The following is a 15,021-nucleotide window of genomic DNA, read 5'->3' as shown; positions in this document are numbered from 1 at the left end:
CCCGCTTGCAGGCCTTTGTCAGCCTATGTGCAGATTTTGCGCATTTTGCCGGGCGACTGGCCGGAAACGCCCGCCCCGGTGGCCTTGCCCCAGGAAACGATGACCGGTCGTTCCAACCCGTCCAGGGGCATAATCCTGCAGGCGATGCCAAATACGGAAGAGACGGTCGCTTCCGTCAGCACTTCCGTTGTCGGCCCATTGGCGGCGATCCGTCCCTTTTCGAACAGCACAACGTGATCGGCGTAGCGCATGGCCATGTTGAGATCATGCAGGACAATGACGAAGCTTCGGTCCTCGGAGCGGCTCAGGTGCTTGACGAGGTCTAGCAACTCAAACGCATGGGCAATGTCCAGATGGTTGGTCGGCTCGTCCAGAAAGATCCGGGGCGTATCCTGCGCCAGCGTCATGGCAACCCAGGCACGTTGCAGCTGCCCGCCGGAAAGCTGGGCGAGAGCCCGGGTTTTCAGCTCGGCCATTTCGGTGATTTCAAGCGCACGGTCGCAGGCAGCCCTGTCCGCTGCCGATGGGCCGCCGAACCGGCTTCGATGCGCAAACCGCCCCATCAGCACCAGATCCTCAACCGAAAGATCCGACGGGGCATCGGGCGACTGGGACAACATGGCGACCTGGCGCGCAAGATCCTTCTGCGACCAGTCGCCAATCGCCCTGCCTACGATTTCCACATTGCCGGCATCCGGCCGGTGCAGACCGCGCATCACTTTCAGGGCAGTCGATTTGCCGCTGCCGTTCGGTCCGCAAAAGGCAATGATCCTGCCGTCGGGCAGGTCGAGGCAGACCTCGTCCAGCGCAAGGGCGCCGTCATATGCGGCACTGACACGATCGAGACTGGCCAAAGTGTCAGGCATGGGATTGCCGTCCTTTTACAAGCAGATAGAGAAACAGCGGCGCACCGACGAGCGCAGTCAACGCGCCTGCGGGCAATTCCAGCGGCGGCGCGATAATCCGGGCCAGCGTGTCGGCTGCCAGCACCAGGAAGCTCCCGGTCAGAGCCACGGAAACCAGATATCCGGACCGGAACTGACCGTGGAAGATCCGCGCGACGTGCGGCGCGACCAGACCGACAAAACCGATGGCACCGACATGGGCCGTTGCGATGGCCGTCAGGAAAACGGCAACTGCCAGCAGGCAGAACTGGGCCTTGTCCAGCGACAGACCGGTCACGGCAGCGCTTTGAGGATCAAGTACGAGTTGCCGCAGTGTGAGCCGTTGCCACAACAACACCGGGATGATTGCGACAAGGCCGACACCGACCGCCAGAACGTCCTGCCAGTGGGCTGCACCAACCGAGCCCGTCAGCCAGGTCAGTGCCTGACTTGCCCTGTAGACAGGCCCGAGAATAATCAACAGCGTGACCGCGGCCTTTGCGAGTGCCGCGAGGGCAATACCGTACAAGATGATCTTCAGCGGCTTGCTGCCTGCCCGATCGAGCGATGCCAATGCGATCACCAGGGCACCGAAGACGGCCGCCCCGGCGATGGCGGCCAGAGGCTGCCAGTGAATGGAGACTGTCAGATTGTTCGCCTGATCAGAAAACAGCCACAAGAACAGCACGACGCCAACCGCCGCGCCGTCGGTAATGCCCAGAACCGAGGGCGACGCCATGGGATTGCGCACGACCCGCTGCAGCAAGGCGCCCGCAAGGGCAAGCGCCGCTCCGGCCAGTATGGCAAGGGCAACACGGGGCAAGCGGAGGGTCCAGACGATTACTTCATCCATGCGGCTGCCCTGCCCGGCCAGCGCCGCGACAACACGTTCCGGCGGCATGAAGCTGGACCCGATGCCCGTTGCTGCCAGCGTCAACGCAAACACGAGCAGCATGACCGGCAGCAGCCTGAAAAGTGGAAATGCGCCTGCCATCACGCTGCCAGCCCTTTCCGCCTGTGAAGCAGATGTACCAGCATCGGCACACCGACAAGCGCAAGAACGGCACTCATCGGCGCTTCACCGGGCGCAACGACAATACGCGCAAGAATATCGGCAAGGACTGCGATCAGGGCACCGGTCAGAAGGGAAAGCACGATCAACTGCCGTGTCGACGGCAGGGCGCCGTCTGTCAGGCGCCGGGCAAGATGCGGCGCAACCAGCCCCAGAAACAGCACCGGCCCTGCCATCGCCACCGCCCCCGCCGCAAGCAGGGCTGCAAGACCGAGCGCCGTCAATCGGACTGCGCCAACATTGACACCCACAGCCCGGGCACTGGCATCGTCGAGGCGCAACACATCCAGCGGTGTTGCCAGAAGGAGGCTGCCTGCGACCCCGATGGCAAGCAACGGCAACCCGAGTTGCAACAACCCGATCGGCCTGTCGGAAAAACTGCCCGACAGCCAGAACAGCAGTGTCTCAAGAGCGCTTTCGTCGATCAGCAGCAAGGTCTGCGTGAAGGACGCCAGCAGGGCGGCGACGGTAAATCCGGCCAGCAACGTGGTTGCCGGATTGCCTGCACCGCCAGTAGACGCTGAAATCGAAAAAACCAGGGCCGTTGCCGCCAATGCGCCCATCACTGCTGCCATGCCGATACCGGCAAGGCTTGCCACGCCGAAGACCGTCACCCCGAAGGTCACGAAAAGCGCACCGCCTGCATTGACCCCGAGCAGTCCCGGCTCTGCCAGCGGATTGCGCGTAACCGATTGCATCAACAGGCCGGAAAGGCCGAGAGAGGCCCCGCAAACCACCCCGATCGCGGTTCTTGGAAGACGCAACGTCGTCACGATCAGCGCATCTGCGCCCTCCCCCCCCAAGAGCGCGGAAAGGACCGTATGAGGCGCATAGAAGGTCAATCCGGCATGCAGGCTGAAAATGACAGCCGCGCACAGCGCCAGACACAATGCAATCGCCGGCCGCCTCATGCGCCCTCTCCCCTCCGATTGACAAATCAACGGCCCGTCCATACACGGGTTTAATACTGGAGGCAAATATTCAACTTTTTGGAGTCGTTCTAATGAAGATCTGGTCACGCCTGCTGTGCGCCCTGCCGCTGTTTGCAATGCTGGCATCGGCCCCTGCGATTGCTCGTGATGTCACCGACAGCATGGGCACCGTCACGGTTCCGGACGCCCCGAAACGGATTGTCGTCCTTACCAATGAAGGCACGGAAGCGCTGCTGGCACTGGGCGTGACGCCGGTGGGCGCGGCCAATTCCTGGAATGGCGATCCCTGGTGGGACCATATTTCCGATGCCATGGACGGAGCAGAACCTGTCGGCAAGGAAAGCGCGGTGAACCTGGAACTGATCGCGGCTCTGGAGCCCGACCTGATCCTGGCAAACAAGCAGCGGCACGAGGAAATCTATCCGCAGCTGACTGCAATCGCCCCGACCGTCATGTCCAAGGAGCTTCGTGGTGACTGGAAAATCAACTTCCGCCTCTATGCCGAAGCACTCGGCAAGGAGCAGGAAGCGGATGCAGCCATCGCCGATTACGATGCTTCAGTCGCAGACCTTCGCGAGAAACTTGGTGACCACCTCAACGAGGAAGTTTCCGTGATCCGTTTCGTGCCCGGCCAGATCCGCATCTATCAGCTCGACAGTTTCTCCGGTGTGCTTTTGAAAGACATCGGCTTTCACCGGCCGGCGAACCAGAATGTGGAAGAATTTGCCATCCGCACCGGCAAGGAGAGCATTCCGGATATGGACGGCGACCGGATCTTCTATTTCACCTATGACACAGGCGATGGCAAAGGCACGTCTCTGGAAGAAGAAGTGCTTGCCGATCCGTTGTGGCAGTCCCTGTCTGCCGTCAAGGCGGGCAAGGTGCACCAGGTCAGCGATGCGATCTGGAACACCGCCGGTGGCATTCTGGCTGCAAAGCTGATGCTTCACGACATTGCCGGCATTTACGGCCTCGACTAGAAAACCGTTCGGCTTCCGCTTGAACGGAAGCCGTTCCCCCACAGGCACCGCCCTGAGATTGCGGATAGGCGGGTTCTCACCGGCACCGACCGGTTGCCTTGCTGTCCGTCATTGAAAACAGAAGGGTAAGCCATGACCACCGACACTTCCTCGCAGCTGCGGCTCGGCCGCATCGCCGCAACACTGGGCGTCAGCGATATTGAACGTTCCCGTACGCTCTACCGGGAAATCTTCGGCCTGGAAAAAGTGTTCGAAAACGGCAGTCCGGTTGGCTTCATGATCCTGAAGAAGGACGAGGCCGAATTGCACCTGACACTCCAGAAAGGTTACCGGGCTCCGCCATTCAATCAGGCCCACATCATGGTGTCCGACGCGGACGCCGCCTGCCGGGCCTGCGAGCACCATGGTTTGCGCATCGTCAAGCGCCTCCAGAACAAGGACTACGGCCTCAGAGCCTTCGTCTTCGCCGATCCGGACGGCAACCGGATCGACGTTGCCGAGGAAATCTGACCTGGCCGACCTGCTATCTGGTTGCCAGCTGGTGGGCGGCGAATTCGCCCATCAGCTTCATGAAGTCTTCCGGCGGCGGAAAGCCTTCATAACGGTGCCTTGCAGGCGTTTCCGCCCAAGGCAACTTGCTGGCAGTCATTGTTTCCATGAAGGGTTCTGTCCAGTGGAGGTCGTCGAGCAGGACCGAGCGGACATTGACGATTTCGTCGTACCCGGGAATACGCGTGAACATCCAGGTCTTGCAGTCCGGGCAGAAGTAATGATCCGCCTCTGGTCCCTGCAATCCCCCTTTGACCGGCGTACCTTCGGTCACCTTGAACGCGGGCGCCGGCATGATCGCAGTCAGGGAATAGGCGCTGGAACTCATTTGCTGGCACCCTCTGCAATGGCAGGCACAGGTGATCAGCGGCGGCGCGGAAACCTCGAAGCTCGTGTGACCACAACGGCATGTCCCCTTGAGTGAAAAAGTCTCTTGCGTCATGTCCGGCTCCATCTGGTTCGGCTGGCCGTTTGGCCAGTGGCGACGGCAACTTGCAGAGGTTCGCGTCTCCATTCAAGTGTCTTCTGGCCTCTGGCAATTGCTGACGAGCCTGGCCAGAACATTCACCACAAGGCTGTAATCAGCCTCGGAGATTCCCTGCATCGCCTTTCTCCGCAAGGCGGTTTGGCGTTCCCTCGCACTTCTGTGGACATCCCTGCCCTTGTCGGTAAGCCGCCAGAAATGTTCCTCGGACCGAAGAAGCCGCCGGTCTGCAAGACTGATCAGAACCTTGTGCAAGTCCCTTACCTCCAGCATGGGATCAAAGGTCTCTCTCAGCCGGCCAAACGGCATTCCTGCTGCACTTTCGGCAAGTGTATTGAGCACCTGCCAGTCGGCTTGCTCAAGCCCCAGCTCAGACTGGATGGCCTCGATCGCCTTGGTAAGACATCTATCGGCAGAGCGGATCCAGTACCCGATCGGGCGCGTGGAACCCTGCGTTTCAAATGGGATCGTCATGACATGCTCCCTCGACTTCGCAAACGCGAAGGGGGCGGCACCTCCGCCGCCACAGTCGGGGGTTCTTGCCGGACGGCGTTTATGCCGCCTGACCGAACAAAGCCTTCACGTGTGAAGGGACCGGGGCTTACCCGGGCGACAGGCCCAACCGGTCACGCCTTTTTCGACAACCTTCAGGTAACCGGACCGCGGCATCCTTGCAATATTGACGACGTGCCAAGAAGCCGGGATGGAACAAAAAACGTTGGCCGGACTGGTACCCGGTCAAACTTTCTCCAGCAATGGCCGGAGCAAGGGATGAATGTTCGGGCTTTCTTCCCGGATGAACCGCAGCAGGGCCTTCTCGTTTTCATGCAGGATACCGTCGCGGCCTATGCGCTCCACCAGCCAGCTGGCTTCGTCTTCCGTCACCACCTCATTGGCGGCAATCTCCGCAAGCATCTCATTTCCGCGGGCGGTGAACGGGTCAGGCGTGTCGCCATAGGCGTCACGAATGCCGCCGACACCACCGCTGAACATCTTCTTGAAAAAACCGCCGAGCCCACCTTCAAATCCGCCGGGCTGTTCCAGCCAGTTTTCACGCTCGAGGGCAATCTTGCGCGAGGGTGGCGTGAAACCGGACATCGCCATCATGTAATTGGCAACTGCCTTGGCAAAGAGCTCCGACCAGCCGGGAGCATTTTCCGCCTCTATTGTCGCGTCGTTGAGATCGAACAGTACCTCGGCTTCAGCCTTCGAAATGGCAACGCCGCGACTGCCGGCACCGGCATAGAGCACCCGACGCAGCAGCTCCACTTCAGCCTCGGCAATGACGCCGGGCTTGAGGTCCAGGCCCGAGCGCGTCGGCCCTTTCCCCGAAATCACGCTGTCCGCCACAGCCCGCAGTGCAAACTGTTCGAGACTTTCCGGTGCTTCGCGGGCTTTTTCCAGCACATGCAGTACGGCGTCCAGCTCGGTTTTGCCACAGATATGACCGTCCGCCATGATCTGGGTGACCAGCCAGGCAGCCTTGTCCTCGGAAACATAGCCCTCGGGTTTTGCCTGGTGCACCAGGATATCGAGGATGGCTTCGGGAAAGAGTTCGTACCAGGTGCCGTGATAGGTGATGTCGGCATTGTTCAGTCGAAAAAGAGCCTCGCCTTCTTCAACGGACACAGCCATGTCGCCGTAAACGTAGCGGCGTACGTTGATGACATCATCCTCACTGAGATGTCCCGCTGCTATTCTGGCAGTCACGAATTCATTCAACGTCGGTTTGGCCATGCTGTCCCCCTTGAAAACCGGAACGACTATTGCCGAAATTTCTTGAAGTTACCCTAAAACCGAACCGACAAAAAAAGGGAGCCGCGAGGGACGGCTCCCTTATCCGTTTCCCGTGCGCGGGGTGGGCCGCCGGGGGTGGGAAACGGCTCCGGCCGGTGTGATCGGCCGGAGTTTTTCAGGTGTTCTGCGCCAGATCAGCCGCGGTGGTGTTTACCCCATCCCTGACCTTGGCCCTGACCTTGCCCCTGACCACGACCTTCGCCATCACCATGGCCGTGACCTTTCTTCCAGCCGTGGCCCTTGTCCGGACCATGGCCACCTTTCCGGCCACCCTTGAAGTCCGCCTTGGTGATCACGCCGTCGTTGTTTCGGTCGGCGCGCTCCAGCATGCGGTCCTGGTGTTTGCTCTGTTCTTCCGCGGTAATCCCGAGGCTGCCGTCGGCATCGGCACGCTGGAACATGTCGACCACCCGGTTCTCGTTGATCGAAAGCCACAGCGGACCGAAATCCTGAAGCGTGAACGAGCCGTTGCCGTTGGTGTCGGCCAGAGCAAACAATTCACCGCGCCTTGCATCGAATTCCTCGCGGCTCACCTTGCCGTCCGCATCGGTGTCGAACATGCCCAGGAACATGCCTCCCGGGCCGCCGTGACCACCACGACCCATGTGGTGTCCGCCTTGTCTCATTTGCGGACCACCGCGCCAGCCATGCTCACCACGGCCGCCACGCTCTGCTCGCTCTCCGCGCTCACCCCGCTCTGCTCTTTCGCCGCGCGGGCCACGATCATCGTCGTCATCGTCGGCCATAGGGCCACGCGGACCGCGAACACGTTCAACGGTTCCGTTGCCGTCACGATCCAGCATGTTGAACATGCGGTTGGCGAGAAAATCCGCTTCTTCCTGTGTTACAGTGCCATCGCCGTCACGGTCGAGGAACTGAAATGCCCTGACCATGCGGTCATTCGAGCGGGTGAGAAATTCGGCCTTGAATTCCTCCAGACTGATCTCGCCGTTGCCATCTGTATCGGCCGATGTGAACTCCTGCGTCCGGACTTCCTCGATTTCAGCCTTGGTGATGACACCGTCTTCATTGACATCGAAACGTTCGAACAGCCGCTCGGCGCGTTCCTTGCCACCGCGCATGCCATGACCCCGGCCAAAGCCGTATCCCGGACCACCGCGCCCATCCATAAGCGCGACACGCTGTCCGTCGGTCTGCTGAATTTGTTGCCCCCCGTCCTGGTTTGCAGTCGCGTTCTGGGCGGAAGCGGACAGGCCGGCCGTCAGCGCGGTACCCGCGACGCTCGCAGCCAGGGCGGCAATTGCAATCTTCTTGAACGGTTTCATTCCAACAACTCCTTGGTTCGTTGATGAGCTGAAGGTAGGCAGCAATTGTCGCAGGAATACCGTCCGAATGGGCCCGAAGTGTCGCCATCTGTCCCGGATGGGCACTGCGACACACTTTGTTACAAGTTCCGGTCGCGCAAGCGCGTTTCGGAGACTATTTTTACCTTAGAAACAGTAGGATCACAGCGCCCGGCCGGTTTGAGACCATTCCCGGCAGGCCAGATTGGAGAGACACTTGAGCGATCCGAGCCCGCATATCCTGGTGGTGGACGATCACCGCGACATCCGCGAAACCCTTGCACGCTACCTCGTCAAGAACGGACTGCGCGCAACCGTGGCGGAAAATGCCGCACAGGCGCGCAAGACCCTAAAGGCAGCGTCCATCGATCTTGTCGTGCTGGATATCATGATGCCGGGCGAGGACGGACTGTCCCTGTGCCGTCATCTGGTGGAAACCGGCTCCATGCCCGTGATCCTGCTGACCGCGATGGCAGACGACACGGATAGGGTGATCGGTCTGGAAATCGGTGCCGACGATTATGTTACTAAGCCCTTCAACCCCCGCGAACTGCTCGCGCGCATTCGCGCGGTTCTGCGCCGTACATCGCTTGTGCCGAAGGAACGCGATCCGATCGAGCACGACAGGCTTCATTTCGACGGTTGGTCGCTGAATGTCTCGCGTCGAGAGCTTCTGGACCCGGAAGGGACTTCCGTGGCCCTTTCCAGCGGTGAATTCCAGTTGCTGTGCGCCTTCCTCAAACGTCCGAAAATGGTGCTGAACCGCGACCAGCTGATGGACCTGACAACCGGCCGGACACCCGCTGTCTTCGACAGGTCCATCGACAACCAGGTCTCCCGCCTGCGCCGCAAGATCGAGATCGATCCGAAAGACCCCAAACTCATCAAGACCGTCTGGGGCGGCGGCTACATGTTCACCGCGGAAGTAAGAGACACGGCCGAATGACGACACGTCCGACGCCCCGCCCGATCCTGTCCCGTCTCTGGCCGAGCACCCTCGCCTCGCAGCTGATCATTCTGCTGCTCGCAGCCATCGTCGCGGCACAGGCCTTCAGCATCTGGATCTTCCAGGACGAGCGGCGCATCGCGCTCGTGGCGGCGGCCCGTGACAACCTTCTGTCGCGCGCTGTTTCCCTGGCGGAGCTGATGGAAGATACACCTGCAAACCTGCAGGACAGGATCCTTGTGGCCAGCAGCAGCCGGTTCGCAGTGTTCTGGCTTGGCGACAAGCCGCTGGCACCGGCGCCCGGCAACTCGCGTTTCGAAAAACGCCTGCAGGGCTACATGGCCGAAAGGCTGGAACACGGCCAGACTGTGCATCTCAACATTCTTGCCGACGAAAAACGTGGACCGCGTGGCCGCGAGGCAGACGACGATGATCATCCGAAGTGGCGCGACGAGCCGCGGCACGAACGCCCTTCGAAACTGCGCAAGATCATGAACAAGCCGGAAGACCTGTCGCTGTCTATCCAGATGAGTGACGGGCGCTGGCTGAATGTCGCCACCAGCTATCGCCCGCCAGCTGGCGATTTTCTGCCTCTGGTCGTGCAGCTGTCGATCACGGCCCTGCTGATGGTGCTCATTATCGGTTTTGCCGTCCGCCGAGTGACCCGGCCCTTGAAGGAACTGTCCGTGGCTGCCGAGAAGTTCGGCCGCGGCGAACAACAGAAGCCACTGACACCCAGCGGGCCGAGCGAAGTCCGCTCGCTGACGAACGCCTTCAACGACATGCAGGACCGCCTGACACGGTTTGTCAGGGACCGCACACGGATGCTGGCCGCCATCAGTCACGATCTCAGAACCCCGATCACTTCATTGCGCCTGCGGGCCGAGTTCATCGAGGACGAGGAAAACCGCGACAAGATGATCGAAACCCTGGAAGAAATGGCCGCAATGACGGAAGCCGCGCTACGTTTCGCCAGGGACGACGCCCAGGCGGAAACAGCGGAAAACGCCGATCTTGGTGCGATCCTGGAGGCACTTGCAGGCGACCAGCAGGACCTTGGCCATAAATGCACCGTTGAAACGGAAGAACGCATCGTGCTTCCTTGCCGTCCGGTGGCCTTGAAACGGGCCCTGAGGAACCTGATAGAGAACGGGATCCGCTACGGAGACGGCGTCTCGGTCCACGCGGCCAGATCCGCCGGCGAAGCCATCATCCGCATTACCGACAAGGGTCCTGGCATTCCCGAGGAAAAGTTGAAGGACGTCTTCGAACCCTTTGTCAGGCTTGAAGAATCCCGCAGCGAAGAAACAGGCGGCATCGGTCTGGGTCTGGCGATCACCCGTTCGATCATCCATGCACATGGCGGCCGGATCGAGTTGAAGAACCGTCCGGAAGGCGGTCTTCAGGCCGACGTCAGATTGCCGCTCGGGGCGGGCAAATAGACTGGGTCAAATACCGCGTGGCACAAGCGTTCCAGAGATCAGATGCGACAGCACCGATGGAACGGGCGGGATCCGGCTGACAGGAAACAGCACATTGTCGCGCAAAAAGGGCAGCAACTTGCTGTCACTTTGATAGGCCGGCGTGAACATCGCGCTGAACGCCTGATAGACACCCACATGCCAACGTCTGGCCTTGCCGTAGGCAGGGAGAGCCTGGTCAAGTGGCAGGGTCTCCAATGCCTTTGCCAGGGCGGCAGCGTCCAGCAGAGCCATGTTCGCGCCCTGCCCGAGCTGCGGGCTCGCCCGGTGGGCGGCATCGCCGACAAAGGCAATCCTGTCACCCCAGGGCTGGCGCAAGGTGCCATGGCTGTAGCGCGCCATGGTCATTTGCTCCGGATCCGTGATCTGCTCCAGAAAGGGTCCGGCATCGGGCCAGATCGACAGCGCCGTGTCCTTCCAGGCTGCCAGCCCGCCCTTGAGCCAGTCTTCATAAGCGTCGTGGCGAAGTGACCAGAAGAACGCAGCCTTCCGCCGGTCCTGTCCCGGCATGAGGCCGACAGGCAACACACCAATCATGTGGTCTGCACCGCGATAGCGCTGGGAAAGATGATCCTCGGGCAGACCGCCGGAAACCCAGTCGACAGTTCCCCAGATCGCACCGAACGACAGTGCGCGTGCTTTCAGCGGCGACAGAACCGAATTTGCACCCGACGCATCGATGATCAGGTCGAAGGCCTCGGAAAAGCTGCCATCGGCGAAACGCAGTTTCCCGTCCTGGTGACCGGTGATCCGGCAATCCGTGTGCCAGTAAAGCGCACGGGTCAGCACCTTTTCATAAAGCGCGGAAAACAGAGCGGCCCGGTGGATACCAAGCCCCGGCACTGCGCCATAGTCCACGTCAAGAACCCGTCTGCCGGTTTGCGATGACCTGCCAAGCACACGCTTGATCGGCGTTGCGTGCTTCTGCACCACATCCGCGACACCAGCCAGTTCCAGGACTTCAAGCCCGACAGGCTGGATCATCAAGCCCGAACCGATGGGAACCGGTTTGCGGAATTGTTCAAACAGGGAAATCCGGTGGCCCAGACGCTCCAGAAGAATGGCTGTGGCCAGTCCTCCAATCCCGGCCCCGACAATGGCAATGTTCATCGGGCAATCACTTCATGAATGGAAACATCCTTTTGACCAGAGTCTGCCGGCAAGCACAATATGCTCCGGCACCCGTGCCGCGGATGAACGCAAGGCATTCGCCGAGAGGAGCCGGGGCAACTTCGGCACCGGGTGCTCAACGCCTTGCCTGAAGGCCACCGGCGTAAGTGGCCTCATCGACCGGTTCGAGCCACTCCGCCGTCGCACCGTCCTGTTCTTCCTGTATGGCCAGATGGACAAGTGAGGTGTTCGGTCCGGCACCATGCCAATGTTTGACGCCAGGCGGGATCCAGATGACATCACCTGGCAGTATCGACAGTTTCTCCTGCCCCCACAGATGCACAAAACCTGCCCCCTCCAGTATCTGAAGGGTCTGCCCGAGCGGATGGGTATGCCAGTGAGTACGTGCCCCCGGTTCGAACGTCACCCGCAGTGCGCGCACGCGGGCTGGCGCGGGCGCCTCGATCACCGGGTCCTGCCAGACCGTTCCAGTGAAATAATCCGGATTTGCACGTCGCGATGGCCTGGAACCGGCCTCGAATACGGTCAGGACACTCATGGACACCTCCTCGCAAGTCTCTGCCACCATGCGCACGGATTGGGCCGCCCAGTTTCCTGCCGACCGAATGCCCTCTTACTTGGCGGCAGATACTGGAGCCGAAACGTCTTGACGCTTCACCGCACGTGGCCAGTTGATCAGAACAACACCGAAAATGGCAAGGCAAATTCCGGCAAAGGTCTCCAGATCCAGTGTCTCCGACAGGAATACGACACCGAGAAAGACACCTACGCCTGAGCGCAGATAAGCCTGACTGGCCGTTCCCATTGCCCCAAGGGTCGACAGCAGACGGAAATAGATCAGAAATGCCAGCGCGGTGCACGCGAGCGAGAGCGTCAGCGCGGCAACGATGCCGGTCGTATCCGGCGTCAACTGCCAGGGCCGGTCGACGATGAGGCTTGCCGGGACCAGCACAACCGATGCGCAGATGAGCGTTCCCGCAGCCGGCACTATGGGCGGCAGACCCGCAAAGACACGGCCGCGCAGGGCCGCGATGCCATAGAGCGCAGCCCCGAACAGGACGACAAGCTGCGGCACAAGGTTCCTGCCGATATCCTCAAGCGCACCGACACCGACGATCAGCACGATACCGGCAAAGCCGAACAAGGCGCCGGTGAGTTGCCGGGCACCTGGCCTTTCGCCATGGTTCAGCAGCAGGAACGAAAAGGCGAAGACCCAGAGCGGCGAGGTTGAATTCAGAACGCTGGAGACGGCCGTCCCGGCATATTGCTGGCCCCAGGCCAGCATCAGCCAGGGTCCTGTGCTGTTGACCAGGGACTGGATGAAGAACTGCTTCCAGTTTTGCCTGTCCAGCGGCATGCGAATGCCCCTTGCAGCCATGATGGCCAGCAGCGCCAGCGCAGCAAGAGACACACGGATGGCAATCAGCGTCGCAGGCGGAAACGATGGCAGCGCCAGGCTGATCCACATGTAGGACGAGCCCCAGAGCAGGGCGAGCACGCCCAAAAGCGCCAGTTCGATGGATCTGTTTTGCATGGCTGCCGGCTTAACCGTTCACGTCGCGGCTATCGGCGGGAGCCTCGTCGCGCTCGTCCATGCCATAGTCGCGCAGCACCTGCGCCACCCGCAACCGATAATCCTTGAAATAGCTGTTCCGTCCGGCACGCTGCGCCTTGCGATGCTGCGTGAGCTGCCGCCATTCATTCAGCGCGGCTTCATCGCGAAAGAAGGAGACCGACAGTAATTTCTCCGGATTGGTGAGGCTCTGGAATCGCTCGACGGACAGGAACCCGTCGATCTGTTCGACCAGGGGCTTCATCTCGGCAGCCATGTCGAGATAAGCCTGTTTCTTGTCCGCATGCGGGATCACTTCGAAGATGACGGCAATCATTTGAGTTTCTCTCCCATGCCATGCGGTGCGGACGCCAGTTTCAGAAACGTGCGGTCTTCCCGCAAGATGAATTTTTCCTTCATGGCAAAAGCATAGTTCTCCTGCCCCAACGGGTCCGCGGCAAGCCGCGCCCGGTAGGCTTCATATGCCGCAAGGTTCTCGATGGAATAAACACCGTACGCCAGCGTCGTCGAGCCTTCGTGGGGTGCAAAATAGCCGATGAGACCCGCACCGCAACGCGGGATCGCCTGCCCCCAGTTTCTCGCGTATTGCTCAAAGGCGGCTTTTTTCGTCGGGTCGATGTGATAGCGGATGAAACAGGTAATCACCAAGGTCTCCTTCAAGGCTGTGTCGATTGCGCTTGTGTGCCACGGTCCATGTCTGCAATGCTTCGACACAGATCGAACCATGAAGGAGATCCGATGAAGGATGGACCGGACATTGCCCGCATCGGCGCCTTGATGGGTGACCCGGCCCGCGCCAACATTCTGAGCGCGCTGTTAAGCGGCAAGGCCCTGACGGCGACGGAACTGGCAACCGAAGCCGGCATCACCGGCCAGACCGCCAGTTCGCACCTGAAGAAACTGATGGAAGGCGGCTTGCTGACCCAGGCCAAGCAGGGCCGGCATCGCTATTTCACGCTCGCGGGCCCGGAAGTTGGAGCCGTGCTGGAAGCCGTGATGGGCCTTGCCGCCCGCAAGGGTCACCTGCGCACCCGCACCGGCCCCAGAGACCCGCAGATGCGGGCCGCCCGTGTGTGCTACGACCATTTGGCCGGCGATATGGCGGTGCGTATTTTCGACAGCCTGCAGAAGCGCGGGTTCCTTGCCGTCTCGACGGACAAGGGCGGCCTCGCCCTGACCGCAGATGGTGAAGGTTTCGTCTCAGGCATCGGCATTGACCTGGGTGCCCTCACAGCAAGCCGTCGCCCGATGTGCCGTGCCTGCCTGGACTGGAGCGAAAGGCGCAATCATCTGGCGGGAGGTCTGGGGGCCGCTCTTCTGACGCGCTTCACAGAAAGCGGCTGGCTGCGCCGCGAACCGGCGGGACGCATCGTTCATATTTCGCCGAAAGGTGAAGCGGAACTGAAGAAACTGTTTCCGGTACCCTGAGCAACACCCCTGCCCCTTTCTGCTCATCCACAGATCAACAAAAAACCCGGCCGAAGCCGGGCTTTGTAAGGAAGTGGGCAGACGCCAGGGGCAAACGAGGCGCCCAGTGATCTTGTTCTTGTTTCTTGGGGCCAATTTCGGGGTGGGCCCAGCTCAAAGAGACCGGATGGTCTCCTGAACCTTCGGAAGGGCTTCACGCCAGGAGCGATAAAGCCGCGCCGGCAACCACGCAAGGCGGTCCCGGTTGTAATCCTGGCGATGCTGAACCAGCAAAATTCTAGCGATTTGCACAGTCATGTTTTTTTCTCCTTTGGTGTGCGCAGAACCTTTATCGGCGCTCACCTGATAGAGCATATGTTAGCGCACTGCGTGCACATTACAAGAGTGCACAGTGTGCATATTCTCAAAAATTTGTGTTATTTTCCTTACGTCATTTAATTCATTGGAGAAAATAAATGGC

Annotated in this window: 18 protein-coding genes; 5 read left to right on the top strand and 13 right to left on the bottom strand. The window is 60.6% G+C overall.

All coding sequences use genetic code 11. From position 1 onward, the window contains the following. Positions 1 to 23: 23 nt before the first annotated feature. The 3 genes from FIU93_RS16840 to FIU93_RS16830 are packed head-to-tail and all read right to left on the bottom strand — an operon-like array spanning position 24 to position 2,867. On the bottom strand, positions 24 to 866 hold the full coding sequence (locus tag FIU93_RS16840) for an ABC transporter ATP-binding protein (RefSeq protein WP_152506235.1): 843 nt from the start codon (positions 864 to 866) through the stop codon (positions 24 to 26). Further along, complete coding sequence (locus FIU93_RS16835; RefSeq protein ID WP_209010146.1) at positions 859 to 1,878, bottom strand: iron ABC transporter permease; 1,020 nt, start codon at positions 1,876 to 1,878, stop codon at positions 859 to 861. The genes FIU93_RS16840 and FIU93_RS16835 overlap by 8 nt, the downstream gene beginning before the upstream one ends. Then, complete coding sequence (locus FIU93_RS16830; protein WP_152506233.1) at positions 1,878 to 2,867, bottom strand: iron ABC transporter permease; 990 nt, start codon at positions 2,865 to 2,867, stop codon at positions 1,878 to 1,880. The genes FIU93_RS16835 and FIU93_RS16830 overlap by 1 nt, the downstream gene beginning before the upstream one ends. A gap of 92 nt (positions 2,868 to 2,959) precedes the next feature. Here FIU93_RS16830 and FIU93_RS16825 point away from each other — a divergent pair, with 92 nt between their 5' ends. Together FIU93_RS16825 and FIU93_RS16820 are read left to right on the top strand one after the other, a co-directional pair. Further along, the gene (locus FIU93_RS16825) at positions 2,960 to 3,868 is read left to right on the top strand and encodes an iron-siderophore ABC transporter substrate-binding protein (RefSeq protein ID WP_055655002.1); all 909 of its coding nucleotides are present in this window, start codon (positions 2,960 to 2,962) and stop codon (positions 3,866 to 3,868) included. A gap of 132 nt (positions 3,869 to 4,000) precedes the next feature. Next, positions 4,001 to 4,378, top strand: a complete 378-nt coding sequence (locus FIU93_RS16820) for a VOC family protein (protein WP_152506232.1) — start codon at positions 4,001 to 4,003, stop codon at positions 4,376 to 4,378. 13 nt (positions 4,379 to 4,391) lie between these two features. Here the strand turns inward: FIU93_RS16820 and FIU93_RS16815 are convergent, their stop codons facing one another. The 4 genes from FIU93_RS16815 to FIU93_RS16800 all read right to left on the bottom strand — a co-directional run bounded on the left by FIU93_RS16815 (position 4,392) and on the right by FIU93_RS16800 (position 7,984). Then, positions 4,392 to 4,859: a GFA family protein gene (locus FIU93_RS16815; RefSeq protein ID WP_031269258.1), complete on the bottom strand. Its 468-nt coding sequence runs from the start codon at positions 4,857 to 4,859 to the stop codon at positions 4,392 to 4,394. A 72-nt stretch (positions 4,860 to 4,931) separates the two neighbouring features. Further along, positions 4,932 to 5,375, bottom strand: coding sequence for a MarR family winged helix-turn-helix transcriptional regulator (locus FIU93_RS16810; protein ID WP_152506231.1), 444 nt, complete (start codon positions 5,373 to 5,375; stop codon positions 4,932 to 4,934). Positions 5,376 to 5,639: 264 nt separating this feature from the next. Continuing rightward, a complete protein-coding gene (locus tag FIU93_RS16805; RefSeq protein ID WP_152506230.1) occupies positions 5,640 to 6,638 on the bottom strand; it encodes a hypothetical protein in 999 nt (332 codons plus the stop codon). Positions 6,639 to 6,832: 194 nt separating this feature from the next. Then, positions 6,833 to 7,984 (bottom strand): calcium-binding protein, encoded by a 1,152-nt coding sequence (locus FIU93_RS16800; RefSeq protein WP_152506229.1) that lies wholly within the window; start codon positions 7,982 to 7,984, stop codon positions 6,833 to 6,835. 235 nt (positions 7,985 to 8,219) lie between these two features. Here FIU93_RS16800 and FIU93_RS16795 point away from each other — a divergent pair, with 235 nt between their 5' ends. Both FIU93_RS16795 and FIU93_RS16790 read left to right on the top strand, forming a co-directional pair. After that, a complete protein-coding gene (locus FIU93_RS16795) occupies positions 8,220 to 8,948 on the top strand; it encodes a response regulator (RefSeq protein WP_023000920.1) in 729 nt (242 codons plus the stop codon). After that, a complete protein-coding gene (locus FIU93_RS16790) occupies positions 8,945 to 10,390 on the top strand; it encodes an ATP-binding protein (protein WP_023000919.1) in 1,446 nt (481 codons plus the stop codon). The genes FIU93_RS16795 and FIU93_RS16790 overlap by 4 nt, the downstream gene beginning before the upstream one ends. 6 nt (positions 10,391 to 10,396) lie before the next feature. Here FIU93_RS16790 and FIU93_RS16785 read toward each other — a convergent pair whose 3' ends face one another. The 5 genes from FIU93_RS16785 to FIU93_RS16765 form a co-directional block, all read right to left on the bottom strand. Further along, on the bottom strand, positions 10,397 to 11,539 hold the full coding sequence (locus FIU93_RS16785) for an NAD(P)/FAD-dependent oxidoreductase (RefSeq protein ID WP_152506228.1): 1,143 nt from the start codon (positions 11,537 to 11,539) through the stop codon (positions 10,397 to 10,399). Positions 11,540 to 11,675: 136 nt separating this feature from the next. Beyond that, on the bottom strand, positions 11,676 to 12,098 hold the full coding sequence (locus FIU93_RS16780; protein WP_023000917.1) for a cupin domain-containing protein: 423 nt from the start codon (positions 12,096 to 12,098) through the stop codon (positions 11,676 to 11,678). Between the two features lie 75 nt (positions 12,099 to 12,173). Next, positions 12,174 to 13,094, bottom strand: a complete 921-nt coding sequence (locus FIU93_RS16775) for an EamA family transporter (RefSeq protein WP_062488402.1) — start codon at positions 13,092 to 13,094, stop codon at positions 12,174 to 12,176. Between the two features lie 10 nt (positions 13,095 to 13,104). Beyond that, positions 13,105 to 13,449, bottom strand: a complete 345-nt coding sequence (locus FIU93_RS16770; RefSeq protein WP_023000915.1) for an antibiotic biosynthesis monooxygenase — start codon at positions 13,447 to 13,449, stop codon at positions 13,105 to 13,107. Continuing rightward, the gene (locus tag FIU93_RS16765) at positions 13,446 to 13,778 is read right to left on the bottom strand and encodes an NIPSNAP family protein (protein ID WP_152506227.1); all 333 of its coding nucleotides are present in this window, start codon (positions 13,776 to 13,778) and stop codon (positions 13,446 to 13,448) included. The genes FIU93_RS16770 and FIU93_RS16765 overlap by 4 nt, the downstream gene beginning before the upstream one ends. 93 nt (positions 13,779 to 13,871) lie before the next feature. Between FIU93_RS16765 and FIU93_RS16760 the strand changes: the two genes are divergently transcribed. Beyond that, positions 13,872 to 14,561, top strand: coding sequence for a winged helix-turn-helix domain-containing protein (locus FIU93_RS16760; protein ID WP_055655020.1), 690 nt, complete (start codon positions 13,872 to 13,874; stop codon positions 14,559 to 14,561). 153 nt (positions 14,562 to 14,714) lie between these two features. Here the strand turns inward: FIU93_RS16760 and FIU93_RS31445 are convergent, their stop codons facing one another. Continuing rightward, the gene (locus FIU93_RS31445; RefSeq protein ID WP_156912470.1) at positions 14,715 to 14,858 is read right to left on the bottom strand and encodes a hypothetical protein; all 144 of its coding nucleotides are present in this window, start codon (positions 14,856 to 14,858) and stop codon (positions 14,715 to 14,717) included. Positions 14,859 to 15,021: the final 163 nt, after the last annotated feature.

This window comes from Labrenzia sp. THAF35 (assembly GCF_009363595.1).
In the GTDB taxonomy this organism is placed as follows: Bacteria; Pseudomonadota; Alphaproteobacteria; order Rhizobiales; family Stappiaceae; genus Roseibium; species Roseibium algicola.
Note: the sequence above shows the minus strand (reverse complement) of the source record. Positions and strands in the feature narration are given on the sequence as shown.

What these genes read in the sequence shown, in the direction of transcription:
- FIU93_RS16840 (WP_152506235.1), bottom strand. Translation starts at nt 866, where the DNA reads ATGCCTGACACTTTGGCCAGTCTCGATCGTGTCAGTGCCGCATATGAC.
- FIU93_RS16835 (WP_209010146.1), bottom strand. Translation starts at nt 1,878, where the DNA reads ATGGCAGGCGCATTTCCACTTTTCAGGCTGCTGCCGGTCATGCTGCTC.
- FIU93_RS16830 (WP_152506233.1), bottom strand. Translation starts at nt 2,867, where the DNA reads ATGAGGCGGCCGGCGATTGCATTGTGTCTGGCGCTGTGCGCGGCTGTC.
- FIU93_RS16825 (WP_055655002.1), top strand. Translation starts at nt 2,960, where the DNA reads ATGAAGATCTGGTCACGCCTGCTGTGCGCCCTGCCGCTGTTTGCAATG.
- FIU93_RS16820 (WP_152506232.1), top strand. Translation starts at nt 4,001, where the DNA reads ATGACCACCGACACTTCCTCGCAGCTGCGGCTCGGCCGCATCGCCGCA.
- FIU93_RS16815 (WP_031269258.1), bottom strand. Translation starts at nt 4,859, where the DNA reads ATGACGCAAGAGACTTTTTCACTCAAGGGGACATGCCGTTGTGGTCAC.
- FIU93_RS16810 (WP_152506231.1), bottom strand. Translation starts at nt 5,375, where the DNA reads ATGACGATCCCATTTGAAACGCAGGGTTCCACGCGCCCGATCGGGTAC.
- FIU93_RS16805 (WP_152506230.1), bottom strand. Translation starts at nt 6,638, where the DNA reads ATGGCCAAACCGACGTTGAATGAATTCGTGACTGCCAGAATAGCAGCG.
- FIU93_RS16800 (WP_152506229.1), bottom strand. Translation starts at nt 7,984, where the DNA reads ATGAAACCGTTCAAGAAGATTGCAATTGCCGCCCTGGCTGCGAGCGTC.
- FIU93_RS16790 (WP_023000919.1), top strand. Translation starts at nt 8,945, where the DNA reads ATGACGACACGTCCGACGCCCCGCCCGATCCTGTCCCGTCTCTGGCCG.
- FIU93_RS16785 (WP_152506228.1), bottom strand. Translation starts at nt 11,539, where the DNA reads ATGAACATTGCCATTGTCGGGGCCGGGATTGGAGGACTGGCCACAGCC.
- FIU93_RS16780 (WP_023000917.1), bottom strand. Translation starts at nt 12,098, where the DNA reads ATGAGTGTCCTGACCGTATTCGAGGCCGGTTCCAGGCCATCGCGACGT.
- FIU93_RS16775 (WP_062488402.1), bottom strand. Translation starts at nt 13,094, where the DNA reads ATGCAAAACAGATCCATCGAACTGGCGCTTTTGGGCGTGCTCGCCCTG.
- FIU93_RS16770 (WP_023000915.1), bottom strand. Translation starts at nt 13,449, where the DNA reads ATGATTGCCGTCATCTTCGAAGTGATCCCGCATGCGGACAAGAAACAG.
- FIU93_RS16760 (WP_055655020.1), top strand. Translation starts at nt 13,872, where the DNA reads ATGAAGGATGGACCGGACATTGCCCGCATCGGCGCCTTGATGGGTGAC.
- FIU93_RS31445 (WP_156912470.1), bottom strand. Translation starts at nt 14,858, where the DNA reads ATGACTGTGCAAATCGCTAGAATTTTGCTGGTTCAGCATCGCCAGGAT.